This window comes from Chryseobacterium sp. CBo1, from assembly GCF_001693475.1.
In the GTDB taxonomy this organism is placed as follows: Bacteria; Bacteroidota; Bacteroidia; order Flavobacteriales; family Weeksellaceae; genus Chryseobacterium; species Chryseobacterium formosense.
In genome coordinates this window covers 1-18109 of sequence record NZ_MAUH01000023.1, presented here as the reverse complement: position 1 = coordinate 18109, position 18109 = coordinate 1, and the positions used below count along the sequence as shown (strand labels likewise).

General features: G+C 34.2%; 16 protein-coding genes. 9 read left to right on the top strand and 7 right to left on the bottom strand.

Annotation, left to right across the window (positions count from 1 at the left end; genetic code table 11):
* Positions 1 to 6 precede the first annotated feature (6 nt).
* The 6 genes from BA768_RS12675 to BA768_RS12650 all read left to right on the top strand — a co-directional run bounded on the left by BA768_RS12675 (position 7) and on the right by BA768_RS12650 (position 7531).
* Positions 7 to 3705 carry a phosphoribosylformylglycinamidine synthase gene (locus BA768_RS12675; protein ID WP_065721044.1) on the top strand — a complete coding sequence of 1233 codons (3699 nt, stop codon included), beginning with the start codon at positions 7 to 9 and terminating at the stop codon, positions 3703 to 3705.
* A 132-nt stretch (positions 3706 to 3837) separates the two neighbouring features.
* Positions 3838 to 4671, top strand: a complete 834-nt coding sequence (locus BA768_RS12670; RefSeq protein ID WP_065721043.1) for a GLPGLI family protein — start codon at positions 3838 to 3840, stop codon at positions 4669 to 4671.
* Between the two features lie 132 nt (positions 4672 to 4803).
* Complete coding sequence (locus tag BA768_RS12665; protein WP_065721042.1) at positions 4804 to 5376, top strand: RNA polymerase sigma factor; 573 nt, start codon at positions 4804 to 4806, stop codon at positions 5374 to 5376.
* Complete coding sequence (locus BA768_RS12660; protein ID WP_065721041.1) at positions 5360 to 6208, top strand: HEAT repeat domain-containing protein; 849 nt, start codon at positions 5360 to 5362, stop codon at positions 6206 to 6208. The genes BA768_RS12665 and BA768_RS12660 overlap by 17 nt, the downstream gene beginning before the upstream one ends.
* A gap of 355 nt (positions 6209 to 6563) precedes the next feature.
* Positions 6564 to 7052 carry a DUF4097 family beta strand repeat-containing protein gene (locus tag BA768_RS12655; protein ID WP_123947114.1) on the top strand — a complete coding sequence of 163 codons (489 nt, stop codon included), beginning with the start codon at positions 6564 to 6566 and terminating at the stop codon, positions 7050 to 7052.
* A 95-nt stretch (positions 7053 to 7147) separates the two neighbouring features.
* Positions 7148 to 7531: a ribonuclease inhibitor gene (locus BA768_RS12650; RefSeq protein WP_083206676.1), complete on the top strand. Its 384-nt coding sequence runs from the start codon at positions 7148 to 7150 to the stop codon at positions 7529 to 7531.
* Positions 7532 to 7607: 76 nt separating this feature from the next.
* Here BA768_RS12650 and BA768_RS12645 read toward each other — a convergent pair whose 3' ends face one another.
* Positions 7608 to 8033, bottom strand: a complete 426-nt coding sequence (locus BA768_RS12645) for a diacylglycerol kinase family protein (protein ID WP_317039961.1) — start codon at positions 8031 to 8033, stop codon at positions 7608 to 7610.
* A 104-nt stretch (positions 8034 to 8137) separates the two neighbouring features.
* Between BA768_RS12645 and dnaN the strand changes: the two genes are divergently transcribed.
* The gene (gene dnaN, locus BA768_RS12640) at positions 8138 to 9268 is read left to right on the top strand and encodes a DNA polymerase III subunit beta (protein WP_047477500.1); all 1131 of its coding nucleotides are present in this window, start codon (positions 8138 to 8140) and stop codon (positions 9266 to 9268) included.
* A gap of 57 nt (positions 9269 to 9325) precedes the next feature.
* On the opposite strand, the gene BA768_RS12635 is transcribed toward dnaN, so the two are convergent.
* Positions 9326 to 10042, bottom strand: coding sequence for an AAA family ATPase (locus BA768_RS12635; protein ID WP_065721039.1), 717 nt, complete (start codon positions 10040 to 10042; stop codon positions 9326 to 9328).
* Positions 10043 to 10703: 661 nt separating this feature from the next.
* On the bottom strand, positions 10704 to 11435 hold the full coding sequence (locus tag BA768_RS12630) for a DNA-formamidopyrimidine glycosylase family protein (RefSeq protein ID WP_065721038.1): 732 nt from the start codon (positions 11433 to 11435) through the stop codon (positions 10704 to 10706).
* Between the two features lie 71 nt (positions 11436 to 11506).
* Here BA768_RS12630 and BA768_RS12625 point away from each other — a divergent pair, with 71 nt between their 5' ends.
* Positions 11507 to 12862 (top strand): deoxyguanosinetriphosphate triphosphohydrolase, encoded by a 1356-nt coding sequence (locus tag BA768_RS12625; protein WP_065721037.1) that lies wholly within the window; start codon positions 11507 to 11509, stop codon positions 12860 to 12862.
* Positions 12863 to 12954: 92 nt separating this feature from the next.
* Here BA768_RS12625 and BA768_RS12620 read toward each other — a convergent pair whose 3' ends face one another.
* The gene (locus BA768_RS12620) at positions 12955 to 14025 is read right to left on the bottom strand and encodes an NAD(P)H-dependent flavin oxidoreductase (protein ID WP_065721036.1); all 1071 of its coding nucleotides are present in this window, start codon (positions 14023 to 14025) and stop codon (positions 12955 to 12957) included.
* A gap of 330 nt (positions 14026 to 14355) precedes the next feature.
* Between BA768_RS12620 and BA768_RS12615 the strand changes: the two genes are divergently transcribed.
* Complete coding sequence (locus tag BA768_RS12615; RefSeq protein ID WP_117601841.1) at positions 14356 to 15297, top strand: SPFH domain-containing protein; 942 nt, start codon at positions 14356 to 14358, stop codon at positions 15295 to 15297.
* Between the two features lie 40 nt (positions 15298 to 15337).
* On the opposite strand, the gene BA768_RS12610 is transcribed toward BA768_RS12615, so the two are convergent.
* The 3 genes from BA768_RS12610 to BA768_RS21510 all read right to left on the bottom strand — a co-directional run bounded on the left by BA768_RS12610 (position 15338) and on the right by BA768_RS21510 (position 17915).
* Positions 15338 to 15685, bottom strand: a complete 348-nt coding sequence (locus tag BA768_RS12610; protein ID WP_065721035.1) for a DUF4377 domain-containing protein — start codon at positions 15683 to 15685, stop codon at positions 15338 to 15340.
* Positions 15686 to 15696: 11 nt separating this feature from the next.
* Positions 15697 to 16011: a DUF962 domain-containing protein gene (locus BA768_RS12605; protein WP_065721034.1), complete on the bottom strand. Its 315-nt coding sequence runs from the start codon at positions 16009 to 16011 to the stop codon at positions 15697 to 15699.
* A gap of 89 nt (positions 16012 to 16100) precedes the next feature.
* Positions 16101 to 17915, bottom strand: coding sequence for an APC family permease (locus tag BA768_RS21510; RefSeq protein ID WP_065721033.1), 1815 nt, complete (start codon positions 17913 to 17915; stop codon positions 16101 to 16103).
* Positions 17916 to 18109 lie beyond the last annotated feature (194 nt).

Below are 18109 nucleotides of genomic sequence, written 5' to 3'. Positions count from 1 at the left end.
CATCTAATGTCTCAAAACAAAAGAATTTTCGTAGAAAAAAGAGGAATTTTCGATGTGGAAAGTCCAAAAATTTTTGATGAAGTAAAAGCGGTTATTCCGTCGATCCAAAGCGTAAAAGTGTACAATGTGTACGATATTTTCAATTTGAACGATGGTGAATTCGAAAAAGTAGTAAACAGTACTTTCGTAGATCCGGTTACTGATATTTTAAACGAAGAAAATCCTGCAAAAGGAATCCATTTTGCAATGGAATTTTTACCTGGACAATATGATCAGCGTGCGGATTCTGCTCAACAGTGTATCGCCTTGCTGACTGAAAATGAGAAGTCTAAAGTGAGAAGTGGAAAATTGATCGAATTCGAAGGTGTTTCTGAAGCTGATTTAGCGAAAATTAAAGACCTTTTAATTAATAAAGTAGAATCTCAAGAAAAAGATTTATCAATTTTAGATATTCCTGCAGAAGAAACACCATCAAAAGTGATTGTTCACGAAGGTTTTATCAATTTTGATGATGCGCAGCTTGAGGAATTCTTTAACAATCACGGTTTTGCATTAGGTTTGGATGATTTAAAATTCATTCAGGAATATTTTAAAACTGAACAGAGAAATCCTACAGAAACGGAACTTAAAGTTTTAGACACTTATTGGAGTGACCACTGTCGTCACACAACGTTTGAAACAGAATTGTCGAATATTGAATTTGAAGGACAGTTTAAACATACATTGGAAACGATTTTCAATGATTATATCGAAAAAAGAAAATTCTTAGGACGCGAATTGAAACCAATTTCTTTGATGGATTTGGCAACCGTTTGCGGAAGATATTTCCATAAAACAGGTAATTTGGAGAACTTGGTGGTTTCTGACGAAATCAATGCTTGTACAATCCAAATTGAAGCTGAATACGATGGTAAAAAGGAACCTTGGTATTTATTATTCAAAAACGAAACCCACAATCACCCGACGGAAATCGAGCCTTTTGGTGGAGCTTCAACCTGTTTAGGAGGAGCGATCAGAGATCCTTTGTCTGGGCGTTCTTTCGTTTTCCAGGCGATGAGATTAACGGGTGCTGCTGATGTTTTGGAACCGGTTGACCAAACGTTACCGGGTAAATTACCTCAAAAAACAATCACAAAACAGGCGGCGAATGGATATTCTTCTTATGGTAACCAAATCGGTTTGGCGACTACAATGGTTTCTGAAATCTATGATGAGGGCTACAAAGCAAAAAGAATGGAAGTTGGTTTCGTTACCGGCGCAGTTCCTGTGGATTGGGTAAGACGTGAAAAGCCTGAAGCTGGCGACTCTATCATTATTTTAGGTGGTGCAACAGGTCGTGACGGTGTTGGTGGAGCAAGCGGAAGTTCAAAAGAACAGGACGAAACTTCGATTCACACGATGAGTTCAGAAGTTCAGAAAGGAAATGCGGTTGAAGAACGTAAAATCCAAAGATTATTCAGAAATCCTGAAGTGACTAGATTGATTAAAAAATCAAACGACTTTGGAGCGGGTGGAGTTTCTGTTGCGATCGGTGAAATCGCTGATTCTTTGGAAGTTAATTTAGATGTTTTACCTTTAAAATACGAAGGTTTGAACGGAACTGAGCTTGCTATCTCTGAATCTCAGGAAAGAATGGCGGTTGTGGTTGAACCGAAAGATAAAGAACAGTTCATCAAATTCTGTGAAGCTGAAAACATTGTGGCTGTTGAGGTTGCAAAAGTAACAGATTCAGGAAGAATGCAGATGTTCTGGAAAGGTGATAAAATTGTTGACCTGTCAAGAGAATTTTTGGATACGAACGGATGTTCAAAAAGTCAGGAAGTTAAGATCACCCATCTTAATGAGGTTAAAGAAGAGACTAATATTTTCAATGAAGAAAACTTCTTGAAAATATTAAGCGATAAAAACGTTGCTTCTCAAAAAGGTTTATTGGAAATGTTCGATTCATCTATCGGTGCGACTACGGTTGCGATGCCTTTAGGTGGAAAATATCAGCAGACTTTAATGGAAGGAAGTGTTCAGACATTGCCGATTATCGGAGCAAAAAATATTGAAACAGTTTCTTTGGCAAGTTGGGGATTTGATGCGGAGATTTCTAAGCAGAATTCATTATTAGGAGCTTCTTACGCAGTTGTTGAAAGTGTTGCCAAAATCGTTGCGATGGGTGGCGATTACAAAAATATTAGATTCAGTTTCCAGGAATATTTCGAGAAATTAGGACAAAATCCAGAAAAGTGGGGGAAACCTTTGGCGTCTCTTTTGGGTGCTTATGATGCTCAGATCAATTTCGGTTTAGCAGCAATTGGAGGGAAAGATTCTATGAGTGGAACGTATCAGGATTTGAATGTTCCGCCAACGTTGATTTCATTCGCTTGTGCTAATGGAGAAAAGAAAAATATTATCTCTCCGGAATTTAAACAGGCAGGTAATAAACTGTATTTCTTTAATCATATTCCGCAGGAAAATGGACTTCCGAACTATGATAAATTGAAAGCAGTTTACAACCTTATTTTCGAAAATATCAAAGCTGGAAAAATCGTTTCTGTAAAGACTGTGAAAGAAGGTGGCGTTGCGGTTGCTTTGGCAAAAATGAGCTTCGGAAACAGATTGGGAGCTGAAATAAATATTGCTGATGAGAGTGTTTTATTAGCTAAAAATATAGGTAGCTTAATCATAGAATCTCAGGAAGAATTAAGTTCTGTTGATCTTCAATTAATCGGTGAAGTTGAAAATTTAAATATTTTGAAAATCAGTAATTTGGATTTTGAAATCGAAAAATTACTTGAAGCAAATACGAAAACATTCGAAAACCTTTTTTCAACCGTTGAAAAAGAAAAAATAGTTGTTGAATTGGATTCAAAACTTAACTCAATTAATCCAAGAAATATCATTATTAAAAAACACGGCATTTCTCAGCCAAGAGTTTTTGCGCCGGTTTTTCCAGGAACAAATTGCGAATACGATACGCTGAATGCATTCCAAAAAGAAGGTGCAATTGTAAGCAGTTTGCCTTTGATTAATATCAATCATCAGTTGCTTGATGAGAGCATCGATGCATGGGTGGAAGAAATTAAACAGTCGCAAATTTTAGCATTCTCCGGAGGGTTTTCTGCGGGAGATGAACCGGACGGTTCAGCGAAATTTATCGTTAATGTTTTGAAGAATGAGAAGATGAGAAATGCAGTTCATGAACTACTCGACAGAGACGGTATGATCGTCGGAATCTGTAATGGTTTCCAGGCTTTAGTAAAATCTGGATTGTTACCTTACGGAAGAATCAAGGACTTGGATGAAAATTCTCCGACTTTGGCACACAATGCGATCAGAAGACATATCTCTCAAATGGTGAATGTGAAAGTTCTAAACGACGAATCTCCTTGGCTGAAAGGAATGAGAGACCAAGTTTATACTATTCCAATTTCTCACGGTGAAGGTCGTTTTATGGCTTCCGAAGCGGAAATTCAGAAGTTGTATGAGAACGGACAGATTGCTACTCAATACTTAGATTTGGATGGAAACATCGCTCACGGAATGCCGTTTAATCCAAATAACTCATTATTCGGAATTGAAGGAATTACAAGTCCGTGTGGAAAAATCTACGGTAGAATGGGACACCCGGAACGTTTTGCAGAAGGGTTGATGAAAAACATTCCAACAGCGAATTACCATAATATCTTTAAAAACGGAGTTGAGTATTTTAAATAATCTTTAAGTTTAATTAAACAAATAATATTAGGAAAATGACTGTCATTAGTGACAGTCATTTTTTATTAAAAATTGCAACATTTTTTCAAATCCTGCATCATTTTAATAGTAAGAAAATCAAAAACAACTATCATGAAATTCAAACTATTGGTCATTTTCTCTGCTCTGATTTGTTCTTTAAAAGCATTTTCGCAATCCTATAAAATTATTTATGATTTCAAATGGAAGACCGAAAAGCAAAGCAAGGACTATAATTCGGAACTAACTGTTTTATTGAAAGATGAAGAGAATTCTTATTTTGAATCCTTAGCGAAATTTAAATATGATTCAGTAAAAACAAAGCTTGTGAATCAGGGAAGTCGAAGTTTCCCCGCACCAAAACAGCAGTGGAAATTACAGACTTTAATTTCCAAAAATTTAAAATCGCAAACAACAATCACAGAAGAAAACTTTTTCGACAAAGTATATTTAACAACATATCATTGCAGACCAGAATGGGAAATTCTGCAGGAGAAAAGTAAGCTGTTTAGCTATAATGTACAAAAGGCAGAAACAAATTTTGGCGGAAGAAAGTGGATGGCATGGTTTACTAACGAAATTCCGATCAGTGACGGACCGTATAAATTTTATGGCTTACCTGGATTGATCCTGAAAATATATGATTCCGAGGAAAACTTTATTTTCGAAATTAAAGGGCTCACCAAAGAGCAAAATAACATTGAAGAAAGAAATGCTAATACTGCGAAAGTAAATTTCACACCTAAGCAGTGGGAAACTTTTTGGGCTCGATATCAAAAAGATCCTTCTATGATCTTTGCCAATCTAAATTCTCCAACAGCTACTTTTACTTATGTCTATTACGGGAAAAATGTCGACAGCAAAGAAGCGAAAGATGCTTACAATAAATCGGAAAAGGAGAAAATAGATTTTTTTAAGATTCCAATTGAACTTAAATCCTGTGAATAGTAATAGCAATTATAAGTACTTTAGCTAAAATTCAAATGTGAGTGAAAATTTTAAAAATATTTAAAATAAATTGCAACATTTAAAAAACAATTACGTCTACTAAGTAGAAATTATAATAGGACTTAATAATTATTGAAAACAGCAACAGTAAATATCAGTGATAAAGAATTGTTGGAGCTATGCGGTTCCGGAAACAATTCAGGATATTCTCTGCTTTATCAGCGCTATTCCAAAGCGGTTTTCAATTCTGTTTTTCGTCTTGTAAATGACAGGGAAGATGCGGAAGATATTCTTCAGGAAGTTTTTGTAAAAGCATTTTCTGAAATCAGATCTTTAAAAAATACGGATAGTTTTGGAGGTTGGGTTAAAAGAATTGCCATTAACCATTCGCTTACCTTTCTTCGAAAAAAGAAAATCTATTTTACAGAGATTGAGGATGATAAAATGTACGATGTAAAAGATGATGAGCTGGAAGAAAAACTGGCGTTGGAATTTCGAATTGAAGAGCTTCAAAAGGTGATTGCAGAACTCCCATTACAAATCAGAACCATTGTGAATCTTTTTCTGTTTGAAGAAATGCCGCAGGAAGAAATTGCAAAAACCCTGGATATTCCCGCAGGTACGGTAAGAAGTTATTATCATCGTGCTAAAAAGAAAATTTTTGAAAAACTCACTCAAAAATGCCAAAATGAAAGATACGCTTAAAGAATATATAGAAAATCATCGTGAGGAATTTGATACACTTGAAGTTCCCGATGAAACGTTTGACAAAATCATGCTTAGGCTGAACGAACGGAACGCTTCAGATGAAAAAACAGTTCCATTGTTTGCCTGGAAAAAATGGGTCGCAGCTGCTTCTGTACTGATCTTTTTCAGTATTGGTCTTTATACTTTTTGGAATCAGAAAGAAAGCGAAAAACAGATAGTTTCAATTCAGGAAAAAAGTAAAGCGGAAGATAAGGGTTTAGTTGATGTTTTAAGCCCAAAAAATATATCAGAAAATGCAAAAATAGAAACAGCTAAACAAGTAAACAGGAGCGAATCTTTTGTAAGCAATGATTCAGTTTTATCAAAAAAAACAGAGAAAACGAAAATTTTAGTTCAATACAATAACCTTTCTGAAAACGAAAATGGTTTTAATAAAATTAAAGCTTTAGAACTATTAAAAAATGAATATTCTGCGAGTTCAAGATTACACGGAATTGCTTTGTTGAAAGATTTTTCGACTTCTGATAGACAAGTTGTAAAAATATTATCTGAGAAAGCACTTTCAGACGAAAATACGAATGTAAGACTGGCTGCAGTGGAAACTTTGTCGGCTCATATTCAAAATCCTGAAATCGGTAAAAAAATCCGACAGATTTTTCTTCAGCAGGATGATGCGATGGTTCAGAAAGAATTAATTGCAATTTTAGCGAACCAAAAATCATCAGAATTCAATACAGAAGTGAATAAAAAACTGAAAGAACTTACTTTAAACCCTACGACAGCAGATTTCGTAAAAGATGAAGCCTATGCTGTTTTAATGAGATATTAAAAGCTTTTATATAAAACCAATAATTTAAATTTTTCAAATTAAACTTCATGAAAAAGATATATTTAATCTTGTTTGCATTAATGGCAATTTCTTTCCACGCACAGGAGAACGATGGAGAAGCTGAGCCACACAGGTAACTCCTAAAACCTATAAAATCAAAAAAAATAAAGGCAAATTACTTCTTAATCTTGGTAAAGTAACCGTAGAAGGCTATAAAGGAAATGAGATTATTTTTTCACTGGAAGGCGGAACTTCGGCTGTCGACAAGCGTGCAGAAGGTCTTCAGATCGTTAATGCTTTGGGACTTGCCGATAATACAGGACTTGGGATCAACGTTAGTGAAAAAAATGAGGTAATGGAAGTCAATTCACTGAAAAAAATGTCTTTCCCTGAGATTAAAATCCTGGTTCCTGAAGATATTATTGTTTCTTTTAAACATCAATCAAAATACGGTGGAAATGTTGTTTTCCGAAATATGCAGAATGAAATTGAGGTTTCTACCACTTTTAACAATATTCAACTGGAAAATATTACAGGACCTGCAACCATAAACTCTATTTATGGTAAAATTGAAGCAGCTTTCAGTCAGAATGTAAAAGGGCCTTTGTCGATAATTTCTGTATACGGACTTGCCGACGTTACACTTCCAAAATCGGTAAAAGCGAACCTTAAAACGACAACCTCGTATGGTGAAATTTATATGTCTCCGGATTTTAAAATTGATGTCGAGAAAAAAGAAGATTTAGCCAGTCATGGAAATGATTTAGCAGGAAAAATAAATGGTGGAGGAACGAATATTGAAGTCCGTTCTGACTACAGTAAAGTGTATTTAAGAGCAAAATAAAATCATTATCAATAGATCAGGAATTAAAATGGAAATGATTCGGATGATTTTCGTATTTTAGTTATGATAACATTCTTTATCTGAGAAATTGCGAAATGATTAATAAAAAACAAAACAAAGAAATGACTGTCATCAATGGCAGTCATTTTTCGGATCTGGAGGGTTTCTACGAAGAGATTTCCCTGCTTTTTATGAAAGATGAAGATTGGAAAGTCGGAACTTTGGACGGTTTTGATGATATATTGTATGGAATTGATTCAGATATTACGTGGAAAAATTCTCAGAAATCAAAAGAAGACTTGGGTTTTGAAGCAACCAGAGAATTTTATGTAAATAAAATCAGTCAGGGAAAGCCGTTTAACATAAAACTGATTCAGCAAAAGTTGGATGATTTGATTGCGGGAAACGGACAGACTCTTTTTGAGATTTTAGTTGAAATTATCGATTCACATCAAAATATACAATTGATTTTAGACTGATTTTAAACACGAATTGCACAAATTTTTCACGAACAACACCATGATCTGTGAAAATCTGAGTAATCTGTGGGAAAAATTAAATAAAAATATACTTCCAATATACCAAAATTCCCACAACTACAGATAAAATCGCCATTAAAATAACCGCTCCGGCAGCAATATCTTTTACAAAACCAATTCTTTTGTCAAAATCAGGTTGAATGATGTCGCAGATTTTTTCTATTGCAGTATTGAAAATTTCCGCAGCAAAAATGCCAAAAGAAACAATAAGAATCAGAATCGTATCAACAGATGAAAGTTTTAAATAAAAAATTAGAAATACATTTACAGCGAATGCCAACAATTCAAGCTGAAAATTCCTTTCGGATTTTATCATAAGCCAAAGCCCGTTGAAGGCATTCTCAAAACTTTTATGAATAGGCGGTTTACGCATGATTAAGTTTAAAATAGAAATTGATTTTAAGAAAGAATTGACATCCATCTTCCATCTTCCTACATCCATACTTCAAAGATAAACTTATTTTGATGGTTGTTAGTAACTCGAAGGATTATTCTTTTCTATCTGTTTTCTATTTATTATATTTGTAAAAACTTATTTTTAAATCTATGAAATTTATTATTTCAAGTGGTGAACTGCAGAAGGCTTTGCAAACTGTAAGTGGCGTAATATCAAGTTCTCAGTCGAGACCGATTTTAGAAAACTATCTTTTTGAACTAAACGAAAACAACCTTACCATTACTGCATCTGATGGCGAAACTACGCTGATTACTTCTTTGGAGGTAAAGTCTGATGATTCAGGTAAATTTGCTGTTCCTGCCAAGATTTTTCAAGATTTTATCAAAACGTATGGTGAGCAACCTCTTACTTTGGCAGTAAAAGATAATGCTGAAGGAACTGGAAGTCAGCTTGAGATTTTGGATGAGAAAGATAACTTTGCTGTTGCATTAGACAACGCAGATGATTATCCTGAACTTCCTGAATTTGATGCTTCACAATCTGTAACAATGCCTGCAGGAGTTTTGTCTGAAGCTTTAACCAACACTCTTTTTGCAACAAGTAACGATTCTCTTCGTCCGGTAATGACGGGAGTTTTGTTCCAGTTTGGAGAGAACGAAACCAACTTTGTTTCTACAGATTCTCACCGATTGGTTGTTTATAAAAGAACAGACCTGATGAATGCCGAGCCAATGGAATTCATCATGCCTAAAAAGCCTTTAAATATTTTCAAAAATATTTTAGCAAGCTCAAACGAAGATCTTACCATCGACTTCAACGAGAATATGGCTAAATTTACTTTTGGTAAGCATATCTGGATTTGTAGATTAATTGACGGAAAATATCCTAATTATACTGCAGTAATCCCGAAAGAAAATCCGAATGTATTGACGATTAACAGAAACCTTTTATTGGGAGCAATAAAGAGAGCGTCGATCATGTCGAATAAATCGACAAATCAGGTTAGATTTAAGTTGTCTGCAAACATTCTTCACCTTCATGCAGAAGACACAGAATATGCAAACAAAGCAGATATGCAGATTCCTTGCGATTATAACGGAGAAGACATCAATATCGGTTTCAGCTCTAAGTTTTTAACAGAAATGTTGGGTATTTTAGGAGCGGATGATATTACGATGAAAATGTCTCAGCCAAACAGACCGGGAATCATCGAGCCTCTTGACGGACTTGAAGAAAACGAAAATATCTTAATGCTTTCAATGCCGGTAATCGGATTGTAAGATTTGATTAAAAAATATAAAAAAGGATTTCAATTTTGAAATCCTTTTTTTGTGAAATTATTTTAACCTATTTTCCGATTCCAACTTTCCAATCAAATTCCCCTTTACCACCGTGAAAGTATGATCCTTCGCTTCCGCAAAAGAAATATCATATTTTCTCTCCATATTTCTCAAATCCTCCGGAAATTGAGATAAAAGATGATTGTAATATTCATCAAGAAAATCATTTGATGGCATTTTGTAGTTAATCTTCAGCTGAAAACGTCGCAGTAGAGCAGTATCAATAATTTCTGCATGATTTGTCGCACAAAGTAAAAGCGCATTTTCAGGGTAATAATCAATGAGCTGAATCAAGGTGTTGACGAGTCTTCTCATTTCTCCTACATCTTTATCGTCGCTTCCACGAGCTTTTCCGATTTGGTCTAACTCGTCAAGAAAAAGAACGGATCTTTCTCTTGCAGCTTTATCGAAAATCATTTTGATATTTTGAGAAGTTTCACCTATTCTGGAGGAGACGATATTGCTCAGATTAAGAATAATAATATTTTTGCCTAAAGCATTGGCAATGGCTTTTGCAGTCATGGTTTTACCACAACCCGAACTTCCCTGTAAAAGGATTTTGTTGTTGACAGGAAGACTGTATTCCTGTAGCTCTTTAATATAGGTGTGTTCTTTGATGAGCTGTACAAATTGCTGTTTGTTTTGGGGTTCAAGATAAACTTCGTTGAGCGTTACTGCTTCTTTATCCTGAATGATAAGATCGTACAGATTCATAGTTACAAAACATTATATTGATTTGCAAAGATAATTCATTTCGAGAATTTTTTCTCAAAATGCATTATTATGAAAAGTAAGTATTGAAAAATCTTTAAAAAATAAAAGATGTGAGAGTCTTATGTTTTGGGCTCTTTTACTCCGGGTGAGTAAAAGAGCAGCAGTTTAAAACTGCAAACATAAAAAATAATAAAATTTGTTAATAGGCTGAAAGTTTTTTAATAAAAAACTAGTTCCCTTCTCTTTTTACTGTTGCAAAATATGAAGTAACTAAAATAGCACATGTTGCAATACCGATGTAAGCGATCATAATTATTGAATTTTTAATTAATTTAAATTTTGTTGCGAATTTTATAATGCAAATTTACGGCATTTTTTGTAATCCACAAACTCTCTCATATGATGTTTGTCACTGTTTTAGTTAGGTTTGAGGCTGTTTTAAGAATTGTTTACATTGAGTTTTTATGATAATTAAAGTGATTTAAACTTATTATTTGATTATTTAATTAATAAAAATATGTAAAATTGATAATTATTATGCATGGGGTGTTGGAGATTTGATAATTTAAAAATTATCAAAATAGTATGCCTTGCATTTAGAATTGTGTAATTTTTTAAAAAAGAGTTAATACAGAAAAGATAGAATTTAATATTACATTCTCTAAGGTAAAATTTGATCATTTATGCAGAAGAAACTTGTCCGTTTACTTTTTCCGGTATCTTTTTTAATGACTTCTGCGCCACAAATCGGGCAATTTTTCTGGTGATAAATCTGAAAATGTTTACTGAGGACATTGGCTTTTTTCCATTTTTTAAAATCGAAACCGTAATTTCTAGCTTCTGTGATAATTTCTTTTAATTTTTCCGGAGGTAAATTTCCAATCAGACTTTCAGGATGAATTCCCACTCTGAACAAAGCTTCATTTTTAATAATATTCCCAACGCCGGAGAATATATCCTGATTCATCAATGCATCACAGATCATCATTTTAGGAGCTGCTTTTAAAGTTTGCTCAGTTTTTTCAGGATTCCATTTCCTACTCATGATATCGGCTTCCCAATCGATTTTTAATAGAAAACTTTCATCAACGACTTTTACCACGCAGGTATAAAAATACATTCCGCCATCTTCGAAAGTCAGTCCTAACCGTAACGTGTCAATATCTTTTCTTTTATATAAACTACAAGAACCGAACATCATGAGATGAATTTTGAAAATAATCTTATCAAAAATTAGAAACGTTTGTTTTCCAAAAGTTTTGATCTCACGGAGGATTTCTCCCTCAATTTCGGAATTGTCAGGGACTTCACTTCCGCTAACTTCAATGACTTTTTCACCTACAAATTTTTGCAGATCTTCTTTCATAAGAACAATTGTTGGACCTTCAGGCATGACTTTGTTTTTTAAGAAAAATTCAAATATTGTTCCTTTAAAAATAAAATTTGAAGTAATTTTGGAAAATGATGAATTTGAATCAGATTTTTACCAGTCAGAGAACAGGTAATAATCCTAATACTATTGCTTCAAGAACAGATTTTCAGAGAGATTTTGACCGAATTATCTTTTCATCGGCATTCCGAAGACTGCAGAATAAGACGCAGGTTTTTCCGCTTCCGGGAAGTGTTTTTGTGCACAACCGTCTGACGCATTCTTTAGAAGTTTCGTCTGTGGGAAGAAGTTTGGGAAGTGTGATTGGAGAGTTTATTCATGATAATTTTAAGAATGATCTTAATGAAGATTCTAAAAGTTTTTACCTTCATAATTTAGGAAACGTAATTGCAGCGGCTTGTTTGTGTCACGATGTCGGAAATCCGGCTTTCGGGCATTCAGGTGAAGATGCGATTGCGAGTTATTTTGAAAGGAATGAAAATCAGATAAAATCTAAATTCTCAGAGAAAGAGTGGGCAGATCTTGTAAATTTTGAAGGAAATGCCAATGCAATCCGGGTACTTACTCACCAGCAACAGGGAAAAGATTTTGGTGGAACGCAGCTTACTTTTACTACTCTGGCAAGTATCGCAAAGTATCCGTGTGAAGCTGTTGCAAAAGAAAAAGGAATTATACACAGAAAGAAATTCGGTTTTTTCCAGAATGAAAAAGAGACTTTTCTTGAAATTGCAAAAGGAGTGAAGCTGCTTCAGGAAAATGATGAACCCTATATTTTTAAAAGACATCCTTTTGTCTGGCTTGTAGAAGCGGCAGATGATATTTGTTATAATATTATCGATATGGAAGATGCGCACCGTTTGGGAATCGTATCTACAGCAGACTGCAAGAATCTTTTCTTTGAACTGGTAAAATCGGAAACCGATGATATTAAAAGAGTTGATTCAAAACTGAATTCTATCGGTAATGAAAATGAGCAGATTTCTTATTTGAGAGCGAAAGTGATCAATGCATTAATTAATAAATCTGTTGAGCTTTATAGAAATAATTTTAATACGATTCTTGAAGGAAATTTAGATAAAGGACTTCTGGATATTTATAAGTCTGAAAATAACGCTTTGCAGGATATAGAATCTTTCTCTATAGAAAAAATTTATAATCACAGAGCAGTGGTGGAAATCGAAAATGCAGGCTACAATGTAATGTACGAATTGCTGGATCATTTCATTCCCTCAATTCTAAAGCATGGTGATGAAAGGAAATCTTATGATAAAAAAGCCTTGAAGCTTTTACCGCAGCAATTTGTGTATCAGAATGGAACCGATTATCAGAAAGTTTTGGGTGTGATCGACTTTGTTTCCGGAATGACGGATAATTATGCGACCGATCTTTACCGAAAAATCAAGGGAATTGATATCGGAATGACGGTGTAGGAAGTTGGGTAAGGAAGATGAAGGCTGAAAGCGGGAAGTTTTACAAGCGTTATAAACTTCAGACTTCCATCTTCAAACTTCCAGCAAATTAATTAAGTTAACTCATTCGCTTCTTCTATTAATGATTTCATTAAAGTTGAAGCTTTTTTATGCTTTAAAATTGGTGCAATCTGACCAGACCAAAAGAAAACCAGATCATTTTTCTGCTGTTCCAAGGCGGCTTTTCTCAATGCACCCATGAATGTTGTCTGTAAAGGAAAAGGCAAAGTTTTATCAGTTGCAGATAAGACGTTTCTTGTAATTTTAGTGGTAATTCCGCGTCCTAATCTTCCGGTATAAGCTCTGGATAGGGTGGTGGATTTTGCGGCATCGGAGAATAAAAATTCTTTGTGAATTGGTAAAGCTCCGGATTCTTCGGTTGCCAAAAATGCAGTTCCGATTTGTACAGCTTCAGCTCCTAAAGTGAATGCTCCGGCAATTCCACGACCGTTGGCAATTCCTCCGGCTGCAACAACTGGGATTTTCACTTTATCTTTAATTAATTGAATTAAAACGAAAGTTCCCGTTGTAGAAAGTTCAGATTTATCCAGAAAAGAAGGTCTGTGACCACCACTTTCAAAACCGGAAGCAACAATTACGTCAACTCCCAATTTTTCCAAAGCGATGGCTTCATCCAAAGTTGTGGCATTTCCAAAAACGATAGTTCCCTGTTTGTTAAGGTCTTCAATAATGTTTACATCTAAAAGTCCGAACATAAAACTGAAAACTTTAGGTTTAATATCAAAAACTACTTGCAGCTGGTTTTGAAATCTTGATTCAAAAGAGGGTGGAGGTGCCGGAATTTCGGTATTTAAAAAATCAAAATAAGGTTTGAAAGTTTCAACCGCTTTTTCGTATTGCTTTTTAGTGTGTTCTTCATCGATGATGTCGTGATCGCTCACCCAAAGATTAAGGTTATAAGGTTTGTCGGTTTTCGACTGTATTTCTTTATGAATATCATAAATTTCCTGAGGTGATAAAGTATAAGCTCCAAATCCGCCCAAACCGCCGAGATTGCTTACTGTTGTTGTCAGTTCAACCGTTGATAAACCTCCGCCAAAAGGACCTTGCATGATGGGATATTCAATGCCAAGTAATTCTGTAATTCTGTTTTTATTCCACATGATTTGATGATTTTGGTTAAGAAATTATAGTTATAAATTATCGTTTTAGTATTGATTATAAATTTCCTTATAAGGATTGTTGTAAGGAATACCAATTTTTAGGTTAGTAAGACAGATCTTCGATTTTATAATCACATATTTTTTGTAATTCAAAATTAACTTTTTCCAAATATTTTCTAGTTTAAAATATCAAATGATTTTTTAAATTAATTGTTAGTTAATCGATCGCAACAGAACTTATATTTATTTTTAGTATATTTAAACAAAACACAAATGTAAGGTGTTTTAAAAAATAAAAATTATTACGACACATTTAAAAAATTAAAATTTATGATCTATCTTGGTATTTTAGTCTTTTTCGGACTTATCACATTATTCGCTTCTTTTTTTACGGTAAAGCAAGAATCTGCTGCAGTGGTAGAAAGATTAGGCAAATTCTTAAAAGTAAGCCACGCCGGTTTGCATTTGAAAATTCCTTTTTTTGATCAGATTTCTAAGCGTCTGAATCTTAGAATTCAGCAATTAGACGTTATTATTGATACTAAAACTCTGGATAACGTATTCATTAAAATGAAAGTTTCTGTACAGTATCAGGTAATCAGAGAAAACGTAAAAGATGCTTATTATCGTTTGGAAAATCCTGAAAATCAGATCACTTCTTACGTATTTGATGTTGTAAGAGCGGAAGTTCCTAAAACAAAACTAGATGATGTATTCGTAAGAAAAGATGACATTGCAATTGCCGTAAAAAGTGAATTGCAGGAAGCAATGCAAAGTTACGGATATGATATCATTAAGGCTTTGGTAACCGATATTGATCCGGATGAACAGGTAAAACATGCGATGAACAGAATCAACGCTGCAGAACGTGAGAAAACTGCGGCTGAATACGAATCTGAAGCACAAAGAATCAGAATTGTAGCAGTTGCAAAAGCTGAAGCAGAATCTAAAAAATTACAGGGACAAGGTATTGCGGACCAAAGAAGGGAGATTGCAAAAGGCTTGGAAGAGTCTGTGAAAATGCTGAACGCTGCAAACATCAATGCGCAGGAAGCTTCTGCGCTGATTGTTGTGACACAACATTACGATACTTTGAATTCTATTGGAGCTAATAACAGAAGTAATTTGGTTTTACTGCCGAATTCTCCCACAGCAGCGAGTTCAATGCTGAATGATTTGGTTGTCTCAATGGCTGCAACGCAGAAAATGGATGAACTAAATACAGCTAATTATCCGAAGCCGCCGAAAGATTTTGGACAATCTGGACACTAAAATAAAAAACCTCTCAGAAATTCATACTGAGAGGTTTTTTTTATTTATTGGTTTTTGAAACCTGTTTTACTAAAGTGTATTTTATTGGAGAACCGTCCATCGGTGGATTTTCAATTTTTTCTGTTTTTACTTTTAAAACATATTCAAATCCCGGTTCGTACGTGAAGCCTTCGATATTGCTATAGAAATTCTCCCAACTGTCAGATTCTTTTTCTTTTACCTGAAGGCATTTCATGGGAGCAACTCCGGTGCAATCGACCGTTTGAGCTGCAATAATCATTGTTTTTTCATCTTTACCGGATTCACTCGGCATAGGTTTGCATTGAGATAAAATGAAAAAAGCTGAAGCTGCTAAACTTCCTTTTAAAAGCATTGCTATATTTTTCATACTGAATATTTTTAGTTTGAATTAAACTTCTGTTTTCCGATAAGAAGTTCAAAAAATAACCTGAAATCTGAAATTAAAGACCAGATTGGATATTTGAAAGTAGCTGGTTTATTCTTTTCAATGATGGCGTGACTTAACCATGCAAAACCGTATCCGAAGATCGGAACATACCATAAAAATCGTTCTTTACCCGAATAAATCACATAGCCAATTACAAAAAATACCAACAGCGTTCCAATAAAATGAAAAACTCGTGTTCCGATTTTGCTGTGCTCAGTAAGGTAAAACTGATAAAACTCGGCGAAGGTTTTTATTCTTTCAGACATGGCATTAAGATTTAGTTTAAATATCTCAAAGCAATAAATCAGCCATTTCAGAAAAAAACGAATCATATGATGACTCGTTTTTTATTTTTTTAAGCTTTACTGTTTCTAAGCTTACTGTTTTTTCTGCCATAAATAAAATAGAAAATCAAGCCTAAAACAAGCCAGATTCCGAACCAAGACCAGTTTTCGGTACTCATTCCTGTCAAAAGATAACAACAAGAAACCAATCCTAAAATCGGAATTAAAGACAATCTTTTAATGAAGGCTAAAAACGAAATAACCACACAAACTAAGTAAAAACTAATGACCGGAATGTTTGCGATAACATCTTTAAAAATGTCTGAAAAATAGGTCGGGAATAGGTAATTAACCAAGATCAAACTCAAAACGAAACCAATCGGGAAAATGAATTTTGAATTGATATAAGGGATTTTAAATTTTCCTTTTCTTTCCTCCATTTCTTCTTCACTTTGTGGCGAAAGCATCAAAACTCCACCGCAAACAAGTACAAATGCAAACAAAGTTCCGATACTGGTGAAGTCTAAAATTAAATTTTCATCGGTAAAAAATATGGGAAGCCCCACAACAATACCGGTAAGAATTGTTGCAAACCCCGGTGTTTTATATTTAGGATGAATTTCAGATAATTTTTTTGGCATCAAACCATCTCGGCTCATTGTCATCCAGATTCTTGGCTGTCCCATTTGGAAAACCAGTAAAACACTGGTCATCGCTACAACTGCAGAGATTGAAACGATGAAAAGCATCCATTTCACCCCTTTTAAAGCAAATATTTCTGCTAAAGGATCTGAAACTCCTAATTCTGTATAAGAAACCATTCCGGTAAGAACCAAGGCCAAAATAATATAAACAACGGTACAGATTACCAAAGAATAAATCATTCCTCTCGGTAAATCTTTCTGAGGATTTTTGGCTTCTTCCGCCAAAGTAGAAACAGCATCGAAACCAATATAGGCATAGAAAACTGCAGAAACTCCCGCCATAACACCTCCAAAACCATTCGGCATAAAAGGCGTCCAATTATCAATATCAACATACATAAAACCAACAATAATTACCAAAACAATTACAGCCAATTTGATGTAAACCATTAAATTACTCAAGTTTTTAGATTCTTTTGTTCCTCTGTAAACCAGATACGTAATCAAAACATTAATCATTAAAGCGGGTAAATCAAAAATCACTTTTAAACTTCCCAAAAGAGGTGAGTTTTTCCATGCTAAAAAACCTTCAGCATTTTGTAGAACTGTTGCCTTTTTTTGAAGAATAGCTGTCATGTTTTGCCCTTCTTTAAGGCTTTCTTTCACTTCATTTGAAGCTAAGTAATTTCCTAAAGCCGAATCTTTCACAAGAGTTGCTTTATTAGCGAGATAATCATTAATGCTTTGAACAAAAGCGGTATTGTTATCAAAAATTGAATGTGCAGATTTATAGTTTATCGTAAGCCATTCCGGTAAGTGGAGCCCGAATGTATCTAATAAATTGGTAAAATAACCACTCCAAGAAAAGGCGATGTAAATATTTCCGATAGAATATTCCATAATCAAAGCCCAACCAATAATCCACGCAAAAATTTCTCCGAAAGAAACATATGCATACGTATAAGCACTACCAGAAACGGGAACTCGTGATGCAAATTCTGCATAACACATTGCCGTAAATCCGCAGGCAACTGCACAAATAGCATACAAGAAAATAACACCCGGACCGCCGGAAAAACAGGCATTACCAATTGCACTGAAAATACCACCACCAATAATGGCAGCAATACCAAAAAAAGTTAAATCTTTTACGCTTAAAACCTTTTTCAAAGAATGGATTTCACCATTATTCTCATCCAAAGTTGTAGAACTCAATGGTTTCCTTCTAAAAAGTTGATTCATGAAATATGATATATAAGTTGAAAAAAACAAATGTAATTATTTCTGTTAAATAATTAATATTTTCTTAACCCGTAGTGCATTATAAAAAAAGTTATTCATGTTACAAAAATTTGTAAATTGTATTGACTACCAATCAAATACATTCATGAATAACCTAGATGCAATTTACGATTTTATTCTCACAAAATTGAGAG

Bases quoted from the DNA above. Each gene is read 5' to 3' on its own strand.
- BA768_RS12630 (WP_065721038.1), bottom strand. From the start codon at position 11,435: ATGCCTGAAGGTCCAACAATTGTTCTTATGAAAGAAGATCTGCAAAAA.
- BA768_RS12675 (WP_065721044.1), top strand. From the start codon at position 7: ATGTCTCAAAACAAAAGAATTTTCGTAGAAAAAAGAGGAATTTTCGAT.
- BA768_RS12615 (WP_117601841.1), top strand. From the start codon at position 14,356: ATGATCTATCTTGGTATTTTAGTCTTTTTCGGACTTATCACATTATTC.
- BA768_RS21510 (WP_065721033.1), bottom strand. From the start codon at position 17,915: ATGAATCAACTTTTTAGAAGGAAACCATTGAGTTCTACAACTTTGGAT.
- BA768_RS12610 (WP_065721035.1), bottom strand. From the start codon at position 15,685: ATGAAAAATATAGCAATGCTTTTAAAAGGAAGTTTAGCAGCTTCAGCT.
- BA768_RS12635 (WP_065721039.1), bottom strand. From the start codon at position 10,042: ATGAATCTGTACGATCTTATCATTCAGGATAAAGAAGCAGTAACGCTC.
- BA768_RS12605 (WP_065721034.1), bottom strand. From the start codon at position 16,011: ATGTCTGAAAGAATAAAAACCTTCGCCGAGTTTTATCAGTTTTACCTT.
- BA768_RS12670 (WP_065721043.1), top strand. From the start codon at position 3,838: ATGAAATTCAAACTATTGGTCATTTTCTCTGCTCTGATTTGTTCTTTA.
- BA768_RS12660 (WP_065721041.1), top strand. From the start codon at position 5,360: ATGAAAGATACGCTTAAAGAATATATAGAAAATCATCGTGAGGAATTT.
- BA768_RS12655 (WP_123947114.1), top strand. From the start codon at position 6,564: ATGGAAGTCAATTCACTGAAAAAAATGTCTTTCCCTGAGATTAAAATC.
- BA768_RS12625 (WP_065721037.1), top strand. From the start codon at position 11,507: ATGAATTTGAATCAGATTTTTACCAGTCAGAGAACAGGTAATAATCCT.
- dnaN (WP_047477500.1), top strand. From the start codon at position 8,138: ATGAAATTTATTATTTCAAGTGGTGAACTGCAGAAGGCTTTGCAAACT.
- BA768_RS12650 (WP_083206676.1), top strand. From the start codon at position 7,148: ATGATTAATAAAAAACAAAACAAAGAAATGACTGTCATCAATGGCAGT.
- BA768_RS12645 (WP_317039961.1), bottom strand. From the start codon at position 8,033: ATGGATGTAGGAAGATGGAAGATGGATGTCAATTCTTTCTTAAAATCA.
- BA768_RS12620 (WP_065721036.1), bottom strand. From the start codon at position 14,025: ATGTGGAATAAAAACAGAATTACAGAATTACTTGGCATTGAATATCCC.